This is a genomic window from Parashewanella curva, assembly GCF_003675895.1.
Classification (GTDB): domain Bacteria; phylum Pseudomonadota; class Gammaproteobacteria; order Enterobacterales; family Shewanellaceae; genus Parashewanella; species Parashewanella curva.
In genome coordinates, this window is record NZ_ML014753.1 from 138,536 (window position 1) to 160,967 (window position 22,432).

Below are 22,432 nucleotides of genomic sequence, written 5' to 3' on the forward strand. Positions count from 1 at the left end.
ACTTCATTCTTCGTGCCTTGATTTTGCGAATTTTAGGCTGTAACAAATCAAAAAGTCTTTAATTGAGAACGCCCCTAGGGTGGTTATTTAAAAAAAACAACTCTCAATAAATTGCTTTTTTTAAAGAAACCGACGACCGCTTAGGTCGTCGGTTGAGTGGGATTACTTCTCTGGGTTGAAAGTCCAACCTTCAGTCCAGTCTTTCTGTCCATCGAAAGCACCAATGTAGTTGGTCTTATCGAAGAAACTGTCTGCACTTAGGTCTTTACCTTTACCAATCAAAGTCGCATCGTCAGCAGCTGGCTTACCGTTAGTCAGAGTAACTGCAGTTGCGCTGTTACCATCTTGCTCATTGAACCAATCTGCAACATTGATGTCATTACTGCTATTATCGTCATCATCGCTGTACTTGAATGGCTCATTACAATCAATAACAGAGTGAGTGATTTGTAGAGATTTATCATTAGCATGAGTTACTAGCTCAGGGAAAGAACCATCAAGCTCTAAACATTCGCCAGATTCTGTTTCACCAGTAGTTCCTTTACGGCCTTGTATCAGTACATTGTGTAAAGAACCTTTGGTAGCTACACGCAGAATGATACCTTCACCAGCGTCACCACTCGCATTTTTAACGTCTACACCAGGAAGGATAGTTACGTTAGAAAGCGTAGGGTTAGAGATAGGTGTTGCTCCTGCCGTTTTATGGCTATCGGCTTCGATACCACGGTTAGCTTGACCATCTTCATGAGTGATGTATAAATGCTGAACTTTACCCGTCCAACCATTTGTCCAGTCCAAGCTGTCATCAAAGTTGTGTGTTAGGTAAACATACTTAAGGTTTACTGCACCGCCCCAGAACTCAACGCCATCATCACCATTTGCGTGAACCTGAATGTGGTCAACTTGAGTCCCACTACCCACAGCTGCAAATGAAATGCCGTTCATTTCTTGAGTATCGTTTACTTTGAAACCCGCGTACTTAACAACGACATAGCTTAACTGACCACTGTTATCAGCATTGTTGTTACCACCATAGCTGTGATTACCGACTTCGAACGAAGCGTCACAATTATCTTTGTCAGAACACTTGTTGGTTAAACCGTTACCAAGCAGTACTAAACCACCCCACTGACCACGAGAAGGAGTCGCACCATCAATAACATCTTCTTCTGAAGTCATTACGATTGGACGTTCTTTGCTACCTGTAGCCATGATTTTAGAGCCGCGGCTTACGGCAATATAACTGCCTTCTTCACCAAAAATATTTACACCAGCTTGAATACCTAGAGTTGCTGAGTCTTTGTTATCGCCACCAACAAGCACTGCACCATCTTTTAGCTTATAAAGTACGTTTGAACCAGCAAGTAACTTAACGTTAGATTTCAGATTACCAGAAAGACCACAAACAAGATTAACTTTAGAATCTTTATACTGACCAGCTGCTACTGCTTCTGAAGTTGTACCTGCTGGGCAAGAGTTAAGTACAGGAAGTTCAGCTAAAGGCTGTTCAGCTGAGTCGCCGTGGATGTCTGTTGTCCAGTTTTTAGTCCAATCGTTCGTTCCATCAAACGCACCAACATATTCAGCATTATCTAAACGTGAATCTTCGGTTGCTAAGTCCGCTTTACCATTCGTAAGAGCTGGAGAGGAAGGGTTTGGTTGATAACCATTGAGATCTGAAGCTACTGTCAGGTTTTTGTTTTCAGCAGCCATGAACCATTCAGAAGCATCAAACGTTACGTTTTCACCATCTTTAATGTCCTTAAATGGCTCAGCGCAATCAATAATACTATGCTTAACCGTCAGCTTGTTTGATTGTGCGTTTGCAACAGTGCTGTCACCGTTCACTTCAACACACTCACCAGAAGCGGCCATACCTTTTACTAAAAGGTTATAAGCTTTAACACCAGTTCCTTTACGAAATAGAATACCTTCTGCATCATCACCACCTGAATTTTTACCTTCAGCTACTTCAATCGTGAAGTTAGCTAGCACAGGATTAGACATTGGATCTGCATCTGCTTCGCTGTTGCTATCTGCTTCAATACCACGGTTAGATCCATTGTCTTTTTGGCGAATATATACATGCTGTGCAGCACCCGTCCAGCCATTGGTCCAATCTAAAGAGTCATCAAAGTTATTAGTAAGCACAACGTTTTTAACTGAAACGCTACCACCCCAGAATTCGATACCATCATCATTATTCTCATGAATTTGTATATGACTGACTTTAGTACCACTACCAACCGCGCCGAAAGAGATACCATTCATTTCTTGAGTATCATTGATTTTAAAACCGCCAAACTCAACGCGAACATACTTAAGAGAACCAGAGTTATCGTCAGCTTTGTTACCACCATAATTATGGTTACCGACTTCAAATGAAGCTGAACAATCGTTTAAGTCAGGACAAGTGTTGACAGGAGCATTACCAAGTAATACTAGTCCACCCCACTGACCTGCAGTGCCTTGCTGACCAATTCCTTTAGCTACAGATGTGAAAACGATTGGGGCACTTTCAGTACCTTCGGCCTTAATTTTTGAGCCACGACTAATAACAAGATAAGATTCACTTGCACCTATGATCTTAGTGCCTGCTTGAACTTCTAAGTCGATTTGATTTGCATTGTCACCACCAGCAACAACCGCACCTTCAAGTAACCAAACTACGTCGTTTCCTAAAACGATACGCTTACCGTCTTGACCACCGCTATTGCCAATAGTTGAAGCACCAGTCGCAGGAGCTAGAGTCCCTTTAAGTACCCATACCTCTTTACCGTCTACTTTCGCAATTGTGGTACTTTTTGATGCAAAGCCACCATATGCTTTTTCTTGATCAGACTTTACAGGTGAGGGAGGTGTAACAGTACCGCCGCCATTGTTACCTTCACTACCAGTATTTACATTGATATCGCCACCACAACCAGCTAATGCTAATGCTGATGTTAAAGCAGCCAATTTGAAAAGATTCTTCAGTTCCATTGTCATCTCCGAGGACGGAATTTAGGGTTAAGTTTTTAGGCAGGTAAAAACTTAACTCTCAAAAATGACAATAGAACTGCATTTATATTTCTAAAATGTTTATTTTATATTTCTAAAAAATTTAAAAAATACTACAGAAAAATTACACCTTAGATTGTTTCCAAAATAAAACAGCGACTTAACTAACATCACCAGCCGTTCTAAATTTAAGAAAAAGCAGAAGAACAACTAGTTCGATAGCGACGCCATATAATACGCATCAACATATTCACCATCTCGGAAAGCATACTTCTTAGCAGTGCCTTCCATTTCAAAGCCACAACTCTTATATAATGCAATCGCTGAGTGATTGTCGGTATAAACCTCAATTTCAATACGTGATACAGCCAACCAATCATGAGCAAGTCTCTGTGCTTCTTTTAATAAAACTTTGCCTACACCTTGACCTCGTGCAGACTCGCACACTCCCATACCTAAGTTAGCCACATGCTTACGTCTAGGTCGGGTAAACACTTCCATACCTAATTGCCCAACAATTTTGCCATCTATTTCTGCCACTAAGCTGTAAAAGTTTTCAGGTAAAGAGTCAAAAAAAGACTTCCATTTTTCGGTAGATGGGTGAGGTAGTTGAAGTGTATTAGCGTAAATGCTTGGTTGCTGATACAAGGCAACAATAGCATTGATGTCTTCAGGGGTGCTATGACGGATGGTAATTGTTGTCATTTAGTGATTTCTTCCATTTATTTCTATAACAAAAAAGCCAAACATCAGATTTCTTATGCTTTGCTGCATTATCAAGCTTAGCTATATCCTATAGTTAACAAATATAAAACCTATTTCCTTGGGAAATCAATAACAAACAACTTTTACCTAGCTTATAGTTTTTTTATTCAAAGATTCTCTTTGACAGCCTTAATTAACAGCCATTAGATTTACTCGTTCTTGGTACACGTCTTACCGTATACCAGCTCATTTTCTTTATACTAAAGGAGAAACAATGAGTACTTTTAATAAGCTTAAGCTACTCGCATTCGCGTCATTGACCCTAACCTGTAGTACAGCCATGGCTGCAAGCCACGCAACTAGCAATTTGCAAAGCTCAAATAACCTTTCAAATTTCACTGTCAGTACATCTAAAGTTCCTTCGAGTAATTTTACGCCACAGGGATCCATTCCATCACTGGTATGTAAGTTAAAGCGGAACCCTGCAACTTGTATTCCCGTCGGAAATTTATCAATTCTCCCACTGGTTTTGAAGTTTCCAGACACAAAACTTGGTGCAACTCAGCTCGCTCAACTTGGATTAGTCACTCTGTCTAATAAAACTGAAAAACATGATACCGAGAAAGTTGAAATCATCAGTATGCTGGGGGGAAAAGTGCTCTATAACGGTGATGCTAAAAACTATGTTGGCGTTAAGTGTGTTTTAAATAAGTGTAGCGACTGGGATTAGGGTCTGTCGATCTTTCGTGATTATTTTTGCAGTGATAAATTGGCTATCTTATGCAAGGCAGAGTTTGTGCGGTGTGGTTATTACCGACATACAAAACTGTCGTTACTTCGTTTCCACATAAACAAACGATAACGTAGCAGAAGTGACCAATTTACGCTGTCTTCGATGCTTTTGAGCACTTCCTGTTCTGTGTTGTGTTCAGCTTACTTAGATGGCTAAGCTTCACTGCTCACGCCTTGAACAGATAAGTGCTCAAATAGCACAAAATTTAATCCTAAAAGTTCAAAAACTCCTTCTATGAGGACATAAAAATGCCGCGATAATCGCGGCATTTTATGTATTTCGAAACAGTAAAAACTACTGCTCAAACGCTAATTCATTATCTACTCGTTTAACTTTAATAGGCATTCCGGGTAGCAATTTACCTTGCAAAATTTGCTGAGCCAATGGATTCTCTATTTCAGTTTGTATAGTTCTCTTCAACGGTCTTGCTCCATATACAGGATCAAAGCCTGCTTGAGCGATAAGCTCTAACGCTTCTTCGCCTAACTCTAGACTGTAATCTTTGTCCGCCAAACGCCTACGCAAGTTTTCAAGTTGAATTCCAGCGATGTGTTTAATGTGCTCTTGCCCTAAGCTATGGAACACCACGGTTTCATCAATTCGATTTAAGAACTCTGGACGGAAGTTGTTAGATACAACGCCCATCACCGCTTGCTTCATTTCTTGGTAATTAAGATCCGAAGCGTGTTCTTGGATCAAGTCTGAACCTAAGTTCGATGTCATGATCACCACAGTATTTCGAAAATCGACGGTACGACCTTGCCCATCTGTTAAGCGTCCATCATCTAATACTTGCAACAGAATATTAAACACATCAGGATGGGCTTTCTCTACTTCATCTAGCAAAATGACAGAATAAGGCTTACGTCGAACCGCTTCAGTTAAATAACCACCTTCTTCATAACCCACGTATCCAGGAGGAGCTCCCACCAAACGAGCCACAGAGTGTTTCTCCATAAACTCCGACATATCAATTCGAACCAATGCCGATTCAGTATCGAAAAGAAACGTCGCTAGCGATTTACACAGCTCAGTTTTACCAACACCTGTAGGGCCTAAGAATAAGAAAGAACCAATAGGGCGATTTGGATCTGACAAGCCTGCTCGGCTTCGACGGATTGAGTTTGCTACCGCATCTACCGCTTCGTTTTGTCCAATCACTCGCTCATGCAAGGCATCTTCCATTTGCAGCAATTTTTCTTTTTCGCCTTCCATCATCTTGGCAACAGGAATACCTGTAGCCTTCGATAGCACTTCTGCAATCTCAACATCGGTTACCTTATTACGAAGCAAGGTCATTTCTTGCATTTCAGCTTGTGAAGCTAAATCCAGTTGTTTTTCCAATTCAGGAATCTTGCCGTACTGTAATTCCGACATGCGACCTAAATCACTGGCACGACGTGCTACCTCCAAGTCATGCCTAGCTTGCTCTAAATCGGCTTTAATATGTTGAGTGCCAGCCAGAGCTGCTTTTTCTGCCGTCCAGACTTCAGTCAACTCCGCCACTTCTTTTTCGACCTTGTTTAATTCATCGCGTAACGTTTTCAAACGCTTAGCACTGGCATCATCTTTCTCTTTTGATAATGCCTGTTCTTCAAGTTTTAACTGAATAGCGCGACGCTCTAATCTATCTAATGGCTCTGGCTTGGAATCCATTTGTAGACGGATCGAGGATGCTGCTTCATCAATTAAATCAATGGCTTTATCTGGAAGCTTTCGATCAGACATATAACGGTGTGACATAGTTGCCGCAGCCACAATAGCTGGGTCGGTGATCTCAACGTGATGATGGAGTTCATAACGCTCTTTTAAACCACGTAAAATGGCAATGGTGGATTCCACATTTGGTTCTTCCACAAGCACTTTTTGGAAACGACGTTCCAATGCTGCATCTTTCTCAACATACTGACGATATTCGTCTAATGTCGTAGCACCTACACAATGGAGTTCACCGCGAGCTAAAGCAGGCTTGAGCATATTACCTGCATCCATAGCGCCATCGGTTTTACCCGCGCCAACCATGGTGTGCAACTCATCAATAAACAGGATGATTTGCCCTTCTTGCTGAGCTAATTCATTCAATACCGCTTTTAAACGTTCTTCAAATTCACCACGGTATTTAGCGCCAGCAATTAACGCACCCATATCTAAAGAAAGTACACGCTTGTTTTTAATGCCTTCAGGCACTTCCCCGTTTACGATGCGTTGAGCCAATCCTTCAACAATCGCAGTTTTCCCCACGCCCGGCTCACCGATCAAAACAGGATTATTTTTACTACGACGCTGCAATACTTGAATGGTGCGACGGATTTCTTCATCACGACCAATCACAGGATCTAACTTGCCTTGTTCTGCACGTTCAGTAAGGTCAACCGTATACTTTTTCAATGCTTGGCGATTATCTTCTGCGTTGGGATCATCCATATTTTGACCGCCACGAATGGCCTCTATGGTTTTTTCGATTTTTTCTTTTGTTGCCCCAGCATCTTTAAGCAATGAAGTTAACTTGTCATTGCTATCTAATGCAGCTAAAACAAATAACTCGCTGGAGATAAACTTATCATTGCGCTTTTGTGCGGTTTTATCACAGAGGTTCAGTAAGCGTCCCATGGATTGAGACAATTGAACATCACCACCAGTGCCTTCAACAACAGGTAAACGATCTATCTCTTGGCTGAGTGCAGAACGCAAGCTTCTAACATTGACTCCCGCTTCGCTTAAAAGCGGAGTAATGGATGTACCTTCTTGGTTCATCAAGGCAGTCATCACATGAACAGGTTCAATGAACTGGTGATCGCGCCCCAATGCTAGCGACTGAGCATCGGATAATGCCTGTTGAAATTTATTGGTCATTCTGTCGAGTCGCATACTGCCTCTCCTTAAAATCAAACTAACTTGATTTAAAAGATGGGGCTTGTTGGCGTTTTTTCAAGCGAGGGAATAGTGAATATGTATGAATTATTTAATCCAGATCAAAGAGGCTTGCCTTCCAGTAAGACCGTCACGGCGATAAGAGAAGTAATCAGAACTAGAAAATGTGCATTGATTTGAAAGGTAAATTTGTTTGATACCTAAGCTATGTAACCGCTGTACTGCCAAGCCCTGCAAGTCTGCCAGAAATTTATGACCGAATGGTTTAAAACATTCTTCAGCCATATCATCTCTATTAACAAAAGCTTGCTTTACTTCTGCACCAACTTCAAAAGCCTGAGCACTAATTGCAGACCCTAAATAGGCTCTAATGCTTTGAGGTTGAGATTGAAATTTAGCTACGCCACTTTCAATCACGCCATCACATAAACCACGCCAACCAGCATGTAAGGCACTGACTTCTGTACCTTCATCATTGCACAGTAGCACAGGCAAGCAATCGGCTGTCATTACCACACACACTTGCCCTACTTGATTACTGTGGCTGCCATCAGCCACTGGAACGCCTTTTTGAGGTAAACTAACAACCTCGGTACCATGAACTTGCTCAAGCCAAGTGGGATCGACATTTAACCCTAATTTAGTTTTGAGTCGCTCACGATTAGCCTGCACATGCGCCTTATCATCTTCAACGTGCAAAGCAAGATTTAGACTATCGAATGGTGGCATGCTGACACCACCATAGCGAGTGGTCATCGCGATACCGACATTTTCAGGAACAGGCCAACGATGTTTATAAAACATTTAGTTTTCCGAAAGTGGAGTGAGATTATAAAGTATCATTATATGGTCGATTTGTTGACTGAATGATTTCATAACCGGTGATTTTGCAAACTTTATGCTGTAACAAATCAAAACGTCTTTAATAGGGAACTGGCTCTAGGAATAAAACTCTCACAACAGCTTTGCTTTTTCCTTATACACTTCCAATACACCTTCCATTTCTTTTTTCTGTAATAGCCTTTCAAACTTATTTTTTTCTTCACTGGACTCAGATGAAACGTTAACAGTTTCGTGCTTATCAAACCAATCATTTAGCAATATTTTACAAGCTTCACACTGTCCATTTTCAGCAGCGATTAATAACTCTTTACTTGGGAATGCAACACCCGTAATTTCTGTTTGCAGAGTACCTTTTTCGATTAAAAAGTCTAAATCTCTCACAGCTCCTTTTTTTGCTGCATATGCAAAAGCAATTTTGAACGCCCCACCATTCATGTCATAAGGCTCATCTTTATAATGTTCTGTAAATAAATACAGCCCAACGGATGGTGATCTTTTGAGGTTTTGCTCAAGCATAAATGAAATAGCACTATGACCATCAATCCCACAAACAGCAGGGTCCGCACCTTGTTTTAAGATAAAGATAGTTCCAGCTTTATCATCTTGCTCTATACATCGCATAAGTACCGAATAGCCAGCTTCATCTATGCCATTAATGTCAGCTCCCGCCTTTATTAGCAGTTCAGCTGACTCGTCTAAGCGATTAGAATATGATTTAAAGGAACATTGAAGAGCAACATTTAACAGTTTATGTCCACTTGCTTTATCTATTATTACTCCGGCATCAAACAATGCTTCTATACAATAGGGATGTCCTGAGTAAACAGCTAATTCCAATGGCGTTAAATTGAGATCGTTTTGTGCATTTTTATCAGCACCTGCATCTATTAATATTTTAATGAGCTTAGGGTTATCAGCATGAACCGCCAAGTGAAGAGCACTCTGCCCCATAGATAAAAAGCCTTTATAAGTCACTCCGTCAACAACAAGACTTTCACCTCCTCTATGTAGAACAACTCCTTTTTTTTGTCGTACCGATTCTGAAAAGTTTGAAGGGCTTGTTTTAACCATTAAGTTGATAGGTCGGCTTAAAAAACGAGTAACGCGTTCTACATTTTTTTCATTTTGAGTATTATCTTTACCGTTTAAAATAGCTGCAAAAAAGTGTGTCGCTTCAGGAAACTCTAAAGTTTCTTTTACGACTTTGGTAATTTTGGCATTTGGGTCGACAATTCCAAATCCGCATACTTTGGGCTGTTGAGCATCATGCTTGCATTGCCACTTAATTTGTTTACTGTGACGACTAGGTAATTGTCGACAATGAAAAGTAATTATCTGCTGTTCTTGATTAATAATCCTAACATCAAAGCTATCGTTCAACACTAATTGAGAAATCACTTTAGGGCCGCATTTTAATCGATGCTTACCGTCCACCTGCTCTAGCTCGATAGTAGTTAATTCTTGCGGATAACCTTCCAGAAGTGGAGTGGTATCGACCTGTTCACCAGTTAAAGCTGCCATAACATCCTCTACACGGATAACTTGCTAAGAATTGATACTACTCAGAATGATTAGATTCACACGTTAATTTCAATTAACCATGTTTCATTCGGCAAGACATAGACTTTGTAACAGGCAGGGTAGAGGTATATTAACCTCTGCTCTGTATAACGAAATCAATAACATTCTGATTTACAAAATAAACAATAAATTTTTATCTACAGTGCTACTAATTATGTGTAGCTCAAAGCAGAACAGTTCGTAATAGCTGGCCTATTTCGGACTGTTCTAACACGGGAAATGCACATAAGTAGCTGTGCTGTAGAGGTTGGTTTATGCAGAGCTGAGGATATATCAGATACGATTCTGATTTAATAGGCCTGAGCTTAAGCTTAAATCGCTACGTTTCTAGTTTTGCTGGAACGTAGCGATAAAACTTATATGACTACGGGGTTCAACTCAGTGTCTTTACGCAACGCTTTGGTTAACTCCGCCATGTCCTCTGGTACAGGAGCTGTCCAGCTCATCATTTCACAAGTGATTGGGTGCTGAAGCTCAAGTCGAACGGCATGAAGTGCCTGACGTTTAAAGTTTTTCAGTACATCAATAAACTCTGGGCTAGCCGCTTTAGGTAAGCGAGGGCGTCCACCATAAACAGGATCACCCACCAGAATATGGCCAATATGAGCCATATGAACACGGATTTGGTGAGTACGACCTGACTCTAAGCGCAAACGCAAGCGGGTATGAGCACGAAACTTTTCTGCCACACGATAATGGGTAACAGCCGGTTTTCCCGAATGATGCACCGCCATATGAGTTCGTTTGGTAGGGTGGCGACCAATAGGAGCATCTACTAAGCCACCAGCCGTCATAGTTCCAATTGCAATAGCTTCGTATTCACGAGTGATTTCACGAGCTTGTAGCGCTGCTACTAAGTGAGTTTGCGCTTCAACGGTTTTAGCCACTACCATCAAGCCAGTTGTGTCTTTATCTAAACGATGAACAATCCCTGCTCTTGGTACTAACTCAATATTTGGACAATGATGCAATAGCGCATTCATTAAAGTACCGTCTTGATTACCCGCACCAGGATGAACCACTAGCCCAGCTTGTTTATTTATCACTAAAATATCTTCATCTTCATAAACGATATCTAAGTCAATTTGTTGGGCTTCAGCGACAACTTCTTCTGGTAGCTCTGTGCTTACCGAGACCTGCTGCATCTCCATTACCTTGGTTCTAGGCTTGTCCCACACCTCACCATCGACAGTGACTGCACCCGATAAAATCCACTCTTTTATTCGAGTACGGGAATAATCGGGAAACAATTCAGCCAACGCTTGATCTAAACGCTGACCAGTTTGAGTTGATGAAAACTCACTTTTTAGATTAATCTCTTGAGACATGGGAACCCTAACCCAACTTTGGGGTCAATATGTGAATACCAGAGTTTGATTATTCAGATGCTTTCAAGTATTTCTCTCGACGTTTTGAAGAATCTCTGGTATCTCTGTTACAATCGGATAACCTCCATTTTATCGCGAAATGGAAAAATTCTTAACTACAACTTTAAAAGAATTGAATTCAACCTAGAAAAAGTAGTTGGGAACGTTCAGAAGCGCAGGAAAAATTTCTGCTAGCAAGGCCTGGATTGCAGTAGCTAGTTCTTCGTACCTACAAAATCCATAATGCGGCTAGCAAAAATTTTGACCAACTTATGGACGTTTAGCATTCACCTTTATAAGTGAGTCATACAGATACTTTTTCTTTTATTAATATTTGCAGTTAGCTTTATTACTACATCTAACTGCTTTTTTTAGGTTTAAGTATGAATAGAGTGTCAAAAGGTGTTGCCCTAGCCCTACTTGCATTAACGCTAAATGCCTGTAGTAGTAAACCAGAAGAAATTTCTAAAAAAGCCACAGCAGAGGTTTTATACTCTCAGGCAAGAACCTCTATGGAGTTAGGTAACTACTCTAAAGCCATCCGTACCCTTGAGGCTCTAGATTCTCGTTATCCATTTGGACCATACAAAACTCAAGTTCAATTGGATATGATTTATTCATACTACAAAACAGGCGATACAGCACAGGCATTAGCAAACATTGACCGTTTTATTCGCTTGAATCCGACCAGTAAAGATATTGATTATGTTTACTTTATGCGTGGCTTAACCAATATGCAGTCGGATGACTACCTATTTCACGACCTACTGAACATTGACCGAACAGACCGTGATCCTCAGCACGCCGAGCAAGCATTTAAAGATTTTGACAAATTGATCAAACTTCACCCCACAAGCAAATATGCGGCTGATGCTCGTCAACGTATGAAAGCTATCAAAAATCGCTTGGCGCGTTATTCCATTCATGTTGCAGAATACTATTTTAAAATGAGTGCATGGAGCGCCGCAGCAAGTCGAGCTCAGTACGTGTTAGAAACTTTCGAAGGCTCTCCATCAAGAGAGAAAGCCTTAGAAATCATGGCCAAAGCCTACAAAGAATTAGGTCAAAAGACATTAGAAAATCATGTGCTGAGCGTGATGAAAGCCAATTACCCTAATAACTCTCTACTTAGATAGCTTCTTCCCAAAGGCTGTAAAAACTACAGCCTTTCCTTTATTTATCAAGCCTAAAACATGACCTACACTTAACTTATTAATTATTCTCCAAATTATGGAATGATTTAATGTCTTTTCCTTTATACAAACGTCCACTCCAAGAACAAGCTGCTCACTACGCTTGGTTAGAAGTAGGCAAAGAACACTTCCATTATAATAAAGATGGTGGTGTTTCTGTCGTCGTAGATCGCGATACAAATAAACGTGGCAACAAGCAAAGTGCATATAGTTTAGAGTTCCATGCCGAAACCAAAGCCTTTACGGTCAATAAAGTCGCAGGAGGGCCACAATCAGATTTACATCATCAAGCTGTGATCAAGGCTTTTTTGGAAGAGGGTATTGCAGCCGCATCTCCAGTTGCAGGTATTCCAGAGCCTCAAAGGAGTACTGTAAAAAAGATAAAGGCATATGAATCTAGAGAAAGTGCAAAAAAAGATTCAGAATCAAACTTATTAGAGGATTATATAGTTTGTGACGGTGACACTGTATTTGAACATACAGTATCAGCAACAGCATCAGGTGATGATACAGGCATAGAACTTCCACCTATTAGAGATTCATTAGCAAGACAGCAAGAACTTGTAAAAGCAGAGGATCTAAAAAGAGTACAAGAGTTTGAAAAAAAAGATGAGTTTATCTCATTAGATATCAGCCAACCCGGCAATGAAATTGAAGTAATAGGGGAAATCGAAGCTCTAGATCCCAATCCCACTCTTAAAAGTAATCTTGAGTCTTTTCTAGAAACCGACAAAGGTAAAAAAGCAAAGGAAATTGTCAAACAGCTATTTACTCTCTCAGAAGTGGGAGCCCAAGTTCACGAAAAATACAATAACTCTAATTTCAAGCTATTTACACAAGCCATTTTACGTTTTTTTGGCAAAGAAACCACCGAATGGACAGCTTCCCCATGCATCTGCCCTTTTACGGGTGAAAAACTCAAAGATGACAACGCTATTCAGCTCAGATTACATAGACCAGATGTTACTGACCCTACCAAAGATGCAGAAGAACATTGGGTTACAGTCTCAAGAGTCGGTTTGCGCCGATACCTGCTGTCAATGCATGAAGGTGAACAATATGAATCAGTTCCTGCTGATTTTTCTCCAGAACACCTTACAGAAGAAGATATCCGGGAAGTTACCGCTGACAACATAAATAAGGCTCAGCGATGTCAATATCGATTTAATGATCATAACTTTGTATTTAGAGAGCATGAATTTCATTTAACTGAACATAATCCATAGTTTTCTTATAATTAAAATCTACTCCATATTTAATCGAACTGCATTAATCGACCTAAGGCACTGAGCATGGCAACTTCATCTTCAACTGCGACCCCAATAACGCAAGATTATGTTCATGAACTTGTGATGACTCAGTTACTCCAACAAACAACTGGTCAACGCAGATTAACCATTAATGAATTCGAATTTACAGTCTTGTTTAAGCCTAAAGCCAGACTCAGAAAATTGCTCAGCATATTCACTTCAACATCAAACGCATCATTCACCGTTACTCCTAACGAAAGTAATTCATTGCAAGCGAAACAGATAGGAAAGTATATAGAGCAAATCTTGCTGCAGGAAAAAATACAACCAATAGAGCCACAATTGAAACAAGAAAATGAGTCCGTTGTCAACTCACCAGAAGCTACAGCGCCTCAAGTGACAGATTCTGAATTTGAAACGGAATTCGCTGACTTTGTTTTAATTAACAAAGATTCAACTGCAACCTATGATGAGGTTATCATTTGCGATAGCTACCAAGCATTTTTTAATACCACAGAAGGGAAACAACTATTTCCCGTTTTCCAAGAGTTAAATACTATCAAACAAGCAGAAAGTGGGATTTTGCCTCCACCTGATAGTTACTCCAGTCTTCGTCTTTCGATTAAACCACCATCATGCCCTTTTTCAGGCATGCAACTCACTCATGCCAATACCGTTTTATTTAGATTGAAAGCCAGTGATAAATTACTAGATAAAAGTTCGACTGAAAATGCCATGTGGATTGCAGCATCAAAAACAGGCGTTCGCCTTTATTTTACCCAGCCCCAAAGTCACTTCCCTAAACTTCCAGCAAAATATAAACCTGAATACACCAAGACTAATGATGTAAAGCAAGCAACAAGAGAAGAAGTAGGTAAAATCAGCCTTTATGCTCATAACTTTATAAGGAAATAAATGAACTAGGTCTAGCTTTAGCGTATACAAAACCTTCGATTAATCGCCTTTTTTAAAGAAAGCACATGAAAAGAGTTGACTCCAACAATAAAAAACCGTTTAATGTCGCCCGTTGCCCGAATAGCTCAGTTGGTAGAGCAGAGGATTGAAAATCCTCGTGTCCCTGGTTCGATTCCGGGTTCGGGCACCAACTTTCTCATCTTGCTATTCTTATACTACCTCTTTTATCAAATTTTTCATTAGGTTATAGTGCTATTATTCTAACTTCCTGATGACGATTGAGATTTAAAAAGTATGAATACTAACGGACAAGCTTCACTTTTACTTTCAACGTTTAATAATCAAAAACTAGCGTTTCAGAGTGAACCATTTCTCCCCTACTCTGTTCGAATTCATTTCTTAAAATCGTTAAAAAAATCACTGTTAGCTCATCAAGCAGAGTTAGTTTCAGCGTTGAATCAAGACTACAGTGGTCGCTCAGAATACGACACAATGATTGGCGATACACTTCCCACTGTATCTCAAATCAATTATACGATTTCCAAATTAAAAAAATGGATGAAGCCAGAAAACCGAAGTGCAGGGCTAATGTTGGCACCAGCCAAGGTAAAAGTGCACTATCAACCTAAAGGTGTGGTTGGAATCATTGTGCCGTGGAATTTTCCGATTATGTTATCACTTGGCCCACTTGCTACTGCTATTGCTGCGGGTAATCGTGTGATGCTCAAGCTATCAGAATTCACTCCAAATACTAATGCAGTTATTAGAAAAGTCATCGAAACTACTTTTTCTCAAAACCATATTGCAGTTATAGAGGGTGAAGCTGACGTTGCAGCAGAATTTTCAGCCTTACCTTTCGATCACCTGTTATTTACAGGTTCGACTCAAGTGGGACGCCATGTGATGCGAGCGGCAGCCGATAATCTAACTCCTATCACATTAGAATTAGGGGGCAAGTCACCGGTGATCATTGCTCCAGATATGAAAATTGAAACTGCTGTCGAACGCTTAATTTACGGTAAATGTCTTAATGCTGGTCAAATCTGCGTGGCTCCTGATTATATACTTTGCCCATCGCATCGAATTGAAGAATTCGTTCAAACTTACCAACAACGCTTTCAAGTCATGTATCAAAATTTGGAGAACAACCAAGATTACACCAGTATCATCAATGAGCGTCAGTTTGAGCGATTAATGAATTTACTGGACGATGCCCGTGAAAAAGGCGCGCATATTGTTTCAGCATCTAATACCGATATTGATAAGCAACAAAGAAAATTTGCCACTCAATTAGTCACAGGTGTGACTGATAATATGCAAATAATGCAACAAGAGATTTTTGGGCCGATTCTACCAATTGTTGGTTACGATAGCTTAGATGAAAGCCTTGATTACATTAACCAACGCCCTCGCCCATTGGCATTGTATATCATGAGCTTTGATGCTGATATTCAAAACCACATCATAAACCATACTCATTCAGGCGGCATCAGTATTAACGATACCGTGATGCAAGTGGCGGTAGACGACGCACCATTTGGCGGAATTGGCCCATCAGGAATGGGACACTACCATGGTAAAGAGGGATTCAAAACCTTTAGCCACGCAAAAACAGTATTAAAGAAAGGCTGGTTTGATATGGGCAAATTTATCCACCCACCTTATGGCACCAAGCTACAAAAGTTTCTATTAGGTAGTTTTTTAAAGTAACTCCTTAAGTTTTCATCCAGTATTCCTTTAGTAAAATTGCACAAGCCATACAGGAATACTGGAGCACAACTATGAAACGCCTTTTTCATATCGCAATATTTGCACTTTCTTTCACATCATTAAATACATTTTGCCAATCTAATTTTGGCGCAAGGCGATTAATAGGCACTTGGAAAAACGAACGCGGTTCAACGTTAACCATCACTCAAACCGAGAATGATGATTTTATCGGAACCTTTATAACTGCTGTAGCAGACACGAAATCCTGCATTGGTTACCCAATTCCTTTTAAAGGCAGTAGCAATGGTAATGCTTTGGCTATCAGTATGAGCCTTAAAGATTGTGGTTCGCCAACCACAATTGCCATGGTTGGCAACGTAAGCAAGGACAATAAAACATTAGATACAATCTATTTAGTGCAAAATAAAGGCTTGGATAGTTGGAAAGCAAGAATCACTGGGCATGATTTATATTTTAACGTTAATTAGTCCAATTCACAGCAATAAGCACCTGTCGATAAGTTCTTTGAAAATTGTTTTGTTCAGATTTAGTGCAATACAAGGCGCAATGAAGGGGGCATAGCCGTAGCTATGTAACCGAAATTGCAACGCCGTAGAGTGCTGAAGCTGAGCGCAAAAAAATCTTAAGAAACTTATGGTCAGGTACTTACATTATAGATTATCAACATTATCCATATACGAAGTGAAAGTAGCAATATGATAGAAGCTCAAACCGTGACCACACCACTATCAGCGACCGAGTTCGTTGGAGAAAGTAGCCTTGAACCCACAGGCGTTGAGGATTGGACTCGCTCGGAGCGATATCGCCACCTAACAAAACACGCCCATGGACTTGATAATTTAAACGACAAGCTCAGTAAAGTCACTCCAACTGAAATGGAGGTTTTTCATTTTACCATCACAAGTAACGATTGGAATGCTTCAGTCTTTTTGACAGAGAAAGCCGAATACATAGTATTAGCGCTGTATCTAAATGAGCAATTGGATGCGGTGCAATATTTAAATGCTGCACTCATTATTTTAGGTTTTCAGCAAATGGGGCAAAGTTATGTAAAAAGCCCTGAAGACATCCCCTGTAAATTTTGTAGGGTCATTGACCTACAATCGCCTTCATATGCCCATGATAAAGCTCGAGTGATAGAAATCGTCAAACATTGCTACCAAAAATCGGATGCCCCAGTTTATGGACTAATTGCAATGTTAGAAAACAATTCTTGTGAAAATGCTTATGTACAAATGGTGAAAATGGATAAAAAAACATTTAATACCATTCCTCATGAAGGCAATACTTCAGATACTCAGCAGATGTATAATCATTATTGTTGGTTTAGCCGATTAAGCCATAGTACTGTCGCCATCGATAGTGAAAATTGCACCCTGTATATACTTTCATTTAATTTAATTAACCAATTTCTCCAAACATATAACAACCCGTATGAACCTGTACCTGTACTCGGTGATACGTCCGCTGACGATTTAGCTGATTATCGATGGCAACACAAGCACCGTATCAGACTCTATAACAATGCAGTTTCAAACAATGTTGAACAATTAATATACCGAGATGTATCGAAACTATTTTCAGCATTACAAGATGGAAGGTATATATTGCAGATCAGCCGAATAGATGAACCTATCTGCAAACTTTGTTTACATATCGATAGAATGCATACAGATCTGAGGTGCGCACAGGAAGTAACAGAAACGTTTGCTCAACTCATTCAAAAAAGCTTCGATCTTGCTCTGGCTTTTCTTGATACACAATCAACACAATATGCAGAGCGAATGAAAGAGTATGTTGAAAATTATTGTGATTCTGAGCCAGCTAAAAAATTTAATGAACGAAATTACTTAATGAGAAGAAATCATCTCTATCAGGATTTCATTCCTTATGTTGAAAAAAATCTTGATTTTTACTTTGACCATATTTTGACAGAAAGTTTCCTCTCGATATATGCTATACACCAAAGGTTTAGTGAGTTAAATCGGTTCAGCTTTTTAATCGATTACTTAACAAAACATTACCCTGAGGGTATACCGATTGTAATCGACCTTATCAAAGCGGGTGAACAAGCTTATCTAAAGAAAGCTGAAGATCGTCAAAGTGTTATTGATGGTGCAGCACTTATGCTAAATTTTATTGATTTTTATCAGGCTCAAACTGGCGAAAGTACCGCTGAACAGCCTTCTAACATGGCAACCAAACTTGAACGACTAACCCTTGAGACTGTCGATGGTGCAAGCTGATTTGCCCATCGTGAGCTTCAATGATTTCTCGGCAAAGCGGTAAGCCTAATCCTGTGCCTGACTGTTTAGTCGAATAAAACGGTAATAACGCTTGCTGCATCACTTCACTAGACATCCCAGAGCCAGCATCAGAAATACTAATGCTCACACCTTGTTTAGCTGCAATTCTTGTGGTTTGAATGGTCATTGTGATCTCATCAAGCTTTGAACCTGATTCATGAGCATTTTTCAGTAGGTTTAATAGAACTTGCTCGATTTGGATTTGATCGAAATACCCAGCTTCACTGGGTAATTGCCCTGTTAACTTAAATGAATAATGTTGAGAGAGTTGCTGAGTTAAAGCTTCCCACTCAACCGATGCTTTCTGTGGTAAAGGAAGTTTAGCAAAGCGAGCATAATTAAAAATGAACTGATTTAAGTGAGAACAACGACTTTCTATGGTGTCAAAGATCAAATTTAACTTGGGCGATTGATTCTCTTGAGTTAATTTTCGCCCTGAATTCACCATTGAAGCAATCGGTGCCAAAGAGTTATTTAGCTCGTGGCTAATGATGCGAATGACCTTCTTCCATACCTGCACTTCTTGTCGACTTATCTCTTTAGTAAGTTGCTTTAATAGCAATAAGTTATGATGCTGACCATTAAGAACAAAAGTACCGCGGCTGATATGCCAGCTTTCAGCTTCCTCTTGATTTAAGGTAAACAGCCCTTCTTGCTGACTTTGGATAATTTGTGCCATTTCAGGTGGTAAGTTATCACTTAAGTCTTGTAACAAACAGCCTGTGATAGATTTACCTTGAGCAAACCAATGCCTAGCGGCATCGTTGGAGTATATGACTCTTTGAGCGTTATCCAACAACAGCATGATATGAGGAGAACTTTGAATGACTTTGTCGAGTAGCAATTCTCTCTGATAAATCGACTGTTTTTCTTTTCTTAAAATCATAGCAGCCTGATTAAATAACTGTATCAGTCGGTTTACTTCCTTGTCTTTAACTTCGGGGACAGTAACGCTAAAATCATTATCTTTGAAATTTAACAATCCGACTTCTAACGCCTGCAAACTGTTACTGATATTTGCGGTTAAATGCTTTACAAGCCAAACGCCACACAGTATTACACATAGGTGAAACAACCAGCTTATATCCCACCCAAGCCAATGATTCACCATTGCTAACCAACTATTAGGTTGTTGCAATAATGAATTTGACCACAAGATGAGTAAGACGCTGATTGCGCTACAACTACCTAGAATTAAAGCCAGCCTTGAAGATAAATTCATCGCTCAATCCCGAACTTATCTAAACGACGATACAAAGCCTGACGACTTAAGCCTACGGATTTAGCTACATGAGCAATGACACCATTATGCTGCTCCATTGCATCTAGTATTTGCTGTTTATTCACTTCTATTTCTTGATTAACGTCAGACGCAACCAAGCCGAAATCTTGCGGTTGTAATTTGCTATCTCTTGCAAGCAGAGTTGCACGTTTACAGGCATTTTGTAGCTCTCGTACATTCCCATTCCAAGGATGTGATAATAGGGCTTGTTTCGTCATTTTTTCTAATGAAAACTCAGGACCAATAAAATGCTCTATTAAAGGCACAATATCGTCTTTTCGTTCGCACAAAGCGGGGACTTTTAGTTCAATAACATTGAGACGATAGTATAAATCTTCACGAAAACTGCCGTTAGCAATATCTGATAATAAATCTGCATTGGTCGCGCTGATCACTCGAACATTCACTTTACGGGTTTGGCTGCTACCAAGACGTTCATACTCTCCCGTTTGCAAAATTCTCAGTAACTTTACTTGCCCAGAAAGCGGAAGATTACCAATTTCATCCAAAAATAAAGTGCCACCGTTAGCTGCTTCAAAGCGACCAACTCTGGTTTTGCTAGCTCCAGTAAACGCTCCAGCTTCAGCACCAAACAGCTCTGCTTCTAATAGCTCACTCGGCAGCGCCCCGATATTCACTTTTATAAGAGGTTTATCTTTAAGAGGGGAATTAGCGTGCAGAATATCGGCTACTTTATCTTTACCTGCACCGTTTGGACCTGCAACCAATACAGATACATCAGAGTTAGCAAGCTGCAAGGCTAAGTCCACAACTCGCTGCATAGTGCCACTTGCAAACACCAAACCACATAAATCGGCTTTGGCAATTTGTTCAGTTCGTTGATTATCAACTCGTTTTAGCTGTTGGTTGTTCTTAGTGGCGCGGTGTAACTCCAATAAATTGCTGATACTTGTTAACAGCTTATCGTCATCCCACGGTTTAGACATATAATCTGCCGAACCTTCTTTTACCAATTCCACAGCCATTTCAAGTTGCGTCCATGCGGTGATCAAAATGATTGGTAAATTAGGCTGTAGCTCACGAATGGCATAAAACAGCTGTTGTCCTTCTTGACCTGACGTAGTGTCCGCACTGAAATTCATATCCTGAATAACCAGTGAAATATCTTGCTGCTCAATAATACTCAGCGCATCTGATTCGGTATGACAAAACAAGGCACGATGACCATTAAGCTCCAACATTAAGGCTAATGCTTGGCAGACAGATAGGTTGTCATCGACAATAAGAATTTTATCCATTTCTTTTGTTTTTTCCGTTAATAAGCGTACAGCAGCGCAAGCTGGAACCTAGTACCTTTATCCATTAAAAAGTCACTGGATGCCTGCCTCAGCAGGCATGACGGCAATTAAGTCTTATACACTTCTCGTAGCAATTGCAGGCGATATTGCTGCCGCCTTTCTAGCTGGAAGTAATACCGCTATGGTAGTAACGACAAATAATCCCGCCACTGTAACAAAGACATAACTGAGATCCAACATAGGTAAATCATAGTGACGCATCAATTGACTACCTAACTGCATGGCAAGAATGCCACCAAGCAAAGCGCCTAAGCTGCAAATCAGATAATTTTCGACTAAAAACTGCTGAATGATATCGCGTTTTTTCGCACCCAATGCTCGGCGCGTACCAATCTGTTTAGTGCGCTTTTGGATGTTGAACATCACCATGCCGGATAGACCGAGAGAGGCAATAACTAGAAGAAGCACAATGATCATCGACAATGCTGTGACCATTAATGCATCATTCCGATATGCATCCACACGGATTTCAGCAATGGTTTCAAAACCTTGGAATACTCGATATGGATTGTCAGCTAACAAAGCATCTTTAATGTCTTTCTTTAATTGAGGAATATCTTTAGGGTTTGCTCTAACGGCATAGATAGCATTTTTGCCGGCCCTTACAAAGTCATAGCTAAATATCACTCCATGCTGAAAGGTACTTCTTCCGACACTGTCGCCTTGTAAGTACTCTAATACCCCAACAACTTCTGCACTCTCATCTGGGCCATTAAAAAACGTTTTCCCTACTGCTGGGCCTTCGCCCCACATAGCAGTTGCAAACGCTCTTGATACTATAGCCTTAACGTCTTTCGCATTCGGAGAATAATCTATCTCCTCGATTCGAAAATTGCGGCCTTCAATTAATTTTAATCCAAGTGTATCAATAAAATTATGGTCATTAAAAAAGATCCCCGCTGATACTTCTTCTTGATTCTCTTTGTTCCTATCGAACGCTTCTCTTGTAAAGCTTGAAGACCACCCACTTCCACTCATCGGTATCATGCTCACTAAGGAAGCATTTTTGACATCGGGTAAATTTTTTATAGCTTCGATGTCTTTACGACGTTGCAAGTCGTAGTCAACATTTTCTCCAAAGTTATAAATGTTCACAGTAAATACTTCAGCTTCTGCGATACCCGATTCACGATTCATTTTCTGCAATCGTTCATGAATAATAAAACTGGCATTAGCCACAATCGCTACTGATAAAATAATTTGCAGTAATAATAAAACTGGGCCGCTTTTACTACGCCATAATGCGCTAATAATAGGTTTAATATTTAACATGGTA

16 protein-coding genes and 1 tRNA gene are annotated in these 22,432 nt (G+C 40.1%); 8 read left to right on the top strand and 9 right to left on the bottom strand.

The genetic code is table 11. From position 1 onward, the window contains the following. Positions 1-162: 162 nt before the first annotated feature. A complete protein-coding gene (locus tag D5018_RS00720; protein WP_121837072.1) occupies positions 163-2,982 on the bottom strand; it encodes a hypothetical protein in 2,820 nt (939 codons plus the stop codon). A 228-nt stretch (positions 2,983-3,210) separates the two neighbouring features. After that, positions 3,211-3,705 carry a GNAT family N-acetyltransferase gene (locus D5018_RS00725; protein ID WP_121837073.1) on the bottom strand — a complete coding sequence of 165 codons (495 nt, stop codon included), beginning with the start codon at positions 3,703-3,705 and terminating at the stop codon, positions 3,211-3,213. A gap of 274 nt (positions 3,706-3,979) precedes the next feature. On the opposite strand from D5018_RS00725, the gene D5018_RS00730 reads away from it, so the two are divergent. Beyond that, positions 3,980-4,435 carry a hypothetical protein gene (locus tag D5018_RS00730; RefSeq protein WP_121837074.1) on the top strand — a complete coding sequence of 152 codons (456 nt, stop codon included), beginning with the start codon at positions 3,980-3,982 and terminating at the stop codon, positions 4,433-4,435. A gap of 357 nt (positions 4,436-4,792) precedes the next feature. Here the strand turns inward: D5018_RS00730 and clpB are convergent, their stop codons facing one another. From clpB to rluD, 4 genes are all read right to left on the bottom strand, one after another. Further along, positions 4,793-7,366, bottom strand: coding sequence for an ATP-dependent chaperone ClpB (gene clpB / locus D5018_RS00735; RefSeq protein WP_121837075.1), 2,574 nt, complete (start codon positions 7,364-7,366; stop codon positions 4,793-4,795). Positions 7,367-7,456: 90 nt separating this feature from the next. After that, positions 7,457-8,173 carry a peptidoglycan editing factor PgeF gene (pgeF, locus tag D5018_RS00740; RefSeq protein ID WP_121837076.1) on the bottom strand — a complete coding sequence of 239 codons (717 nt, stop codon included), beginning with the start codon at positions 8,171-8,173 and terminating at the stop codon, positions 7,457-7,459. A gap of 150 nt (positions 8,174-8,323) precedes the next feature. Beyond that, positions 8,324-9,733 carry an ankyrin repeat domain-containing protein gene (locus D5018_RS00745; protein WP_121837077.1) on the bottom strand — a complete coding sequence of 470 codons (1,410 nt, stop codon included), beginning with the start codon at positions 9,731-9,733 and terminating at the stop codon, positions 8,324-8,326. A gap of 416 nt (positions 9,734-10,149) precedes the next feature. Next, positions 10,150-11,121, bottom strand: a complete 972-nt coding sequence (gene rluD, locus D5018_RS00750) for a 23S rRNA pseudouridine(1911/1915/1917) synthase RluD (RefSeq protein WP_121837078.1) — start codon at positions 11,119-11,121, stop codon at positions 10,150-10,152. A 422-nt stretch (positions 11,122-11,543) separates the two neighbouring features. Here rluD and D5018_RS00755 point away from each other — a divergent pair, with 422 nt between their 5' ends. The 7 genes from D5018_RS00755 to D5018_RS00785 all read left to right on the top strand — a co-directional run bounded on the left by D5018_RS00755 (position 11,544) and on the right by D5018_RS00785 (position 18,495). Then, entirely contained in the window at positions 11,544-12,296 is a 753-nt protein-coding gene (locus tag D5018_RS00755; RefSeq protein ID WP_121837079.1) for an outer membrane protein assembly factor BamD, read from the top strand. A 107-nt stretch (positions 12,297-12,403) separates the two neighbouring features. Continuing rightward, complete coding sequence (locus D5018_RS00760) at positions 12,404-13,579, top strand: hypothetical protein (protein ID WP_121837080.1); 1,176 nt, start codon at positions 12,404-12,406, stop codon at positions 13,577-13,579. A 66-nt stretch (positions 13,580-13,645) separates the two neighbouring features. Continuing rightward, complete coding sequence (locus D5018_RS00765; protein WP_121837081.1) at positions 13,646-14,518, top strand: hypothetical protein; 873 nt, start codon at positions 13,646-13,648, stop codon at positions 14,516-14,518. Positions 14,519-14,632: 114 nt separating this feature from the next. Beyond that, positions 14,633-14,708, top strand: a tRNA-Phe gene (locus tag D5018_RS00770). 104 nt (positions 14,709-14,812) lie between these two features. Continuing rightward, a complete protein-coding gene (locus D5018_RS00775; RefSeq protein WP_121837082.1) occupies positions 14,813-16,228 on the top strand; it encodes a coniferyl aldehyde dehydrogenase in 1,416 nt (471 codons plus the stop codon). 71 nt (positions 16,229-16,299) lie between these two features. Next, on the top strand, positions 16,300-16,716 hold the full coding sequence (locus D5018_RS00780; RefSeq protein WP_121837083.1) for an avidin/streptavidin family protein: 417 nt from the start codon (positions 16,300-16,302) through the stop codon (positions 16,714-16,716). Between the two features lie 228 nt (positions 16,717-16,944). Then, the gene (locus tag D5018_RS00785; RefSeq protein WP_121837084.1) at positions 16,945-18,495 is read left to right on the top strand and encodes a hypothetical protein; all 1,551 of its coding nucleotides are present in this window, start codon (positions 16,945-16,947) and stop codon (positions 18,493-18,495) included. Here D5018_RS00785 and D5018_RS00790 read toward each other — a convergent pair. The 3 genes from D5018_RS00790 to D5018_RS00800 all read right to left on the bottom strand — a co-directional run bounded on the left by D5018_RS00790 (position 18,437) and on the right by D5018_RS00800 (position 22,428). Next, the gene (locus D5018_RS00790; RefSeq protein ID WP_121837085.1) at positions 18,437-19,777 is read right to left on the bottom strand and encodes a sensor histidine kinase; all 1,341 of its coding nucleotides are present in this window, start codon (positions 19,775-19,777) and stop codon (positions 18,437-18,439) included. The genes D5018_RS00785 and D5018_RS00790 overlap by 59 nt on opposite strands. Further along, entirely contained in the window at positions 19,774-21,096 is a 1,323-nt protein-coding gene (locus tag D5018_RS00795; RefSeq protein ID WP_121837086.1) for a sigma-54-dependent transcriptional regulator, read from the bottom strand. Before D5018_RS00795 ends, D5018_RS00790 begins: the two co-directional genes overlap by 4 nt. 114 nt (positions 21,097-21,210) lie before the next feature. Next, positions 21,211-22,428, bottom strand: coding sequence for an ABC transporter permease (locus D5018_RS00800; RefSeq protein WP_121837087.1), 1,218 nt, complete (start codon positions 22,426-22,428; stop codon positions 21,211-21,213). Between the last annotated feature and the right edge of the window lie 4 nt (positions 22,429-22,432).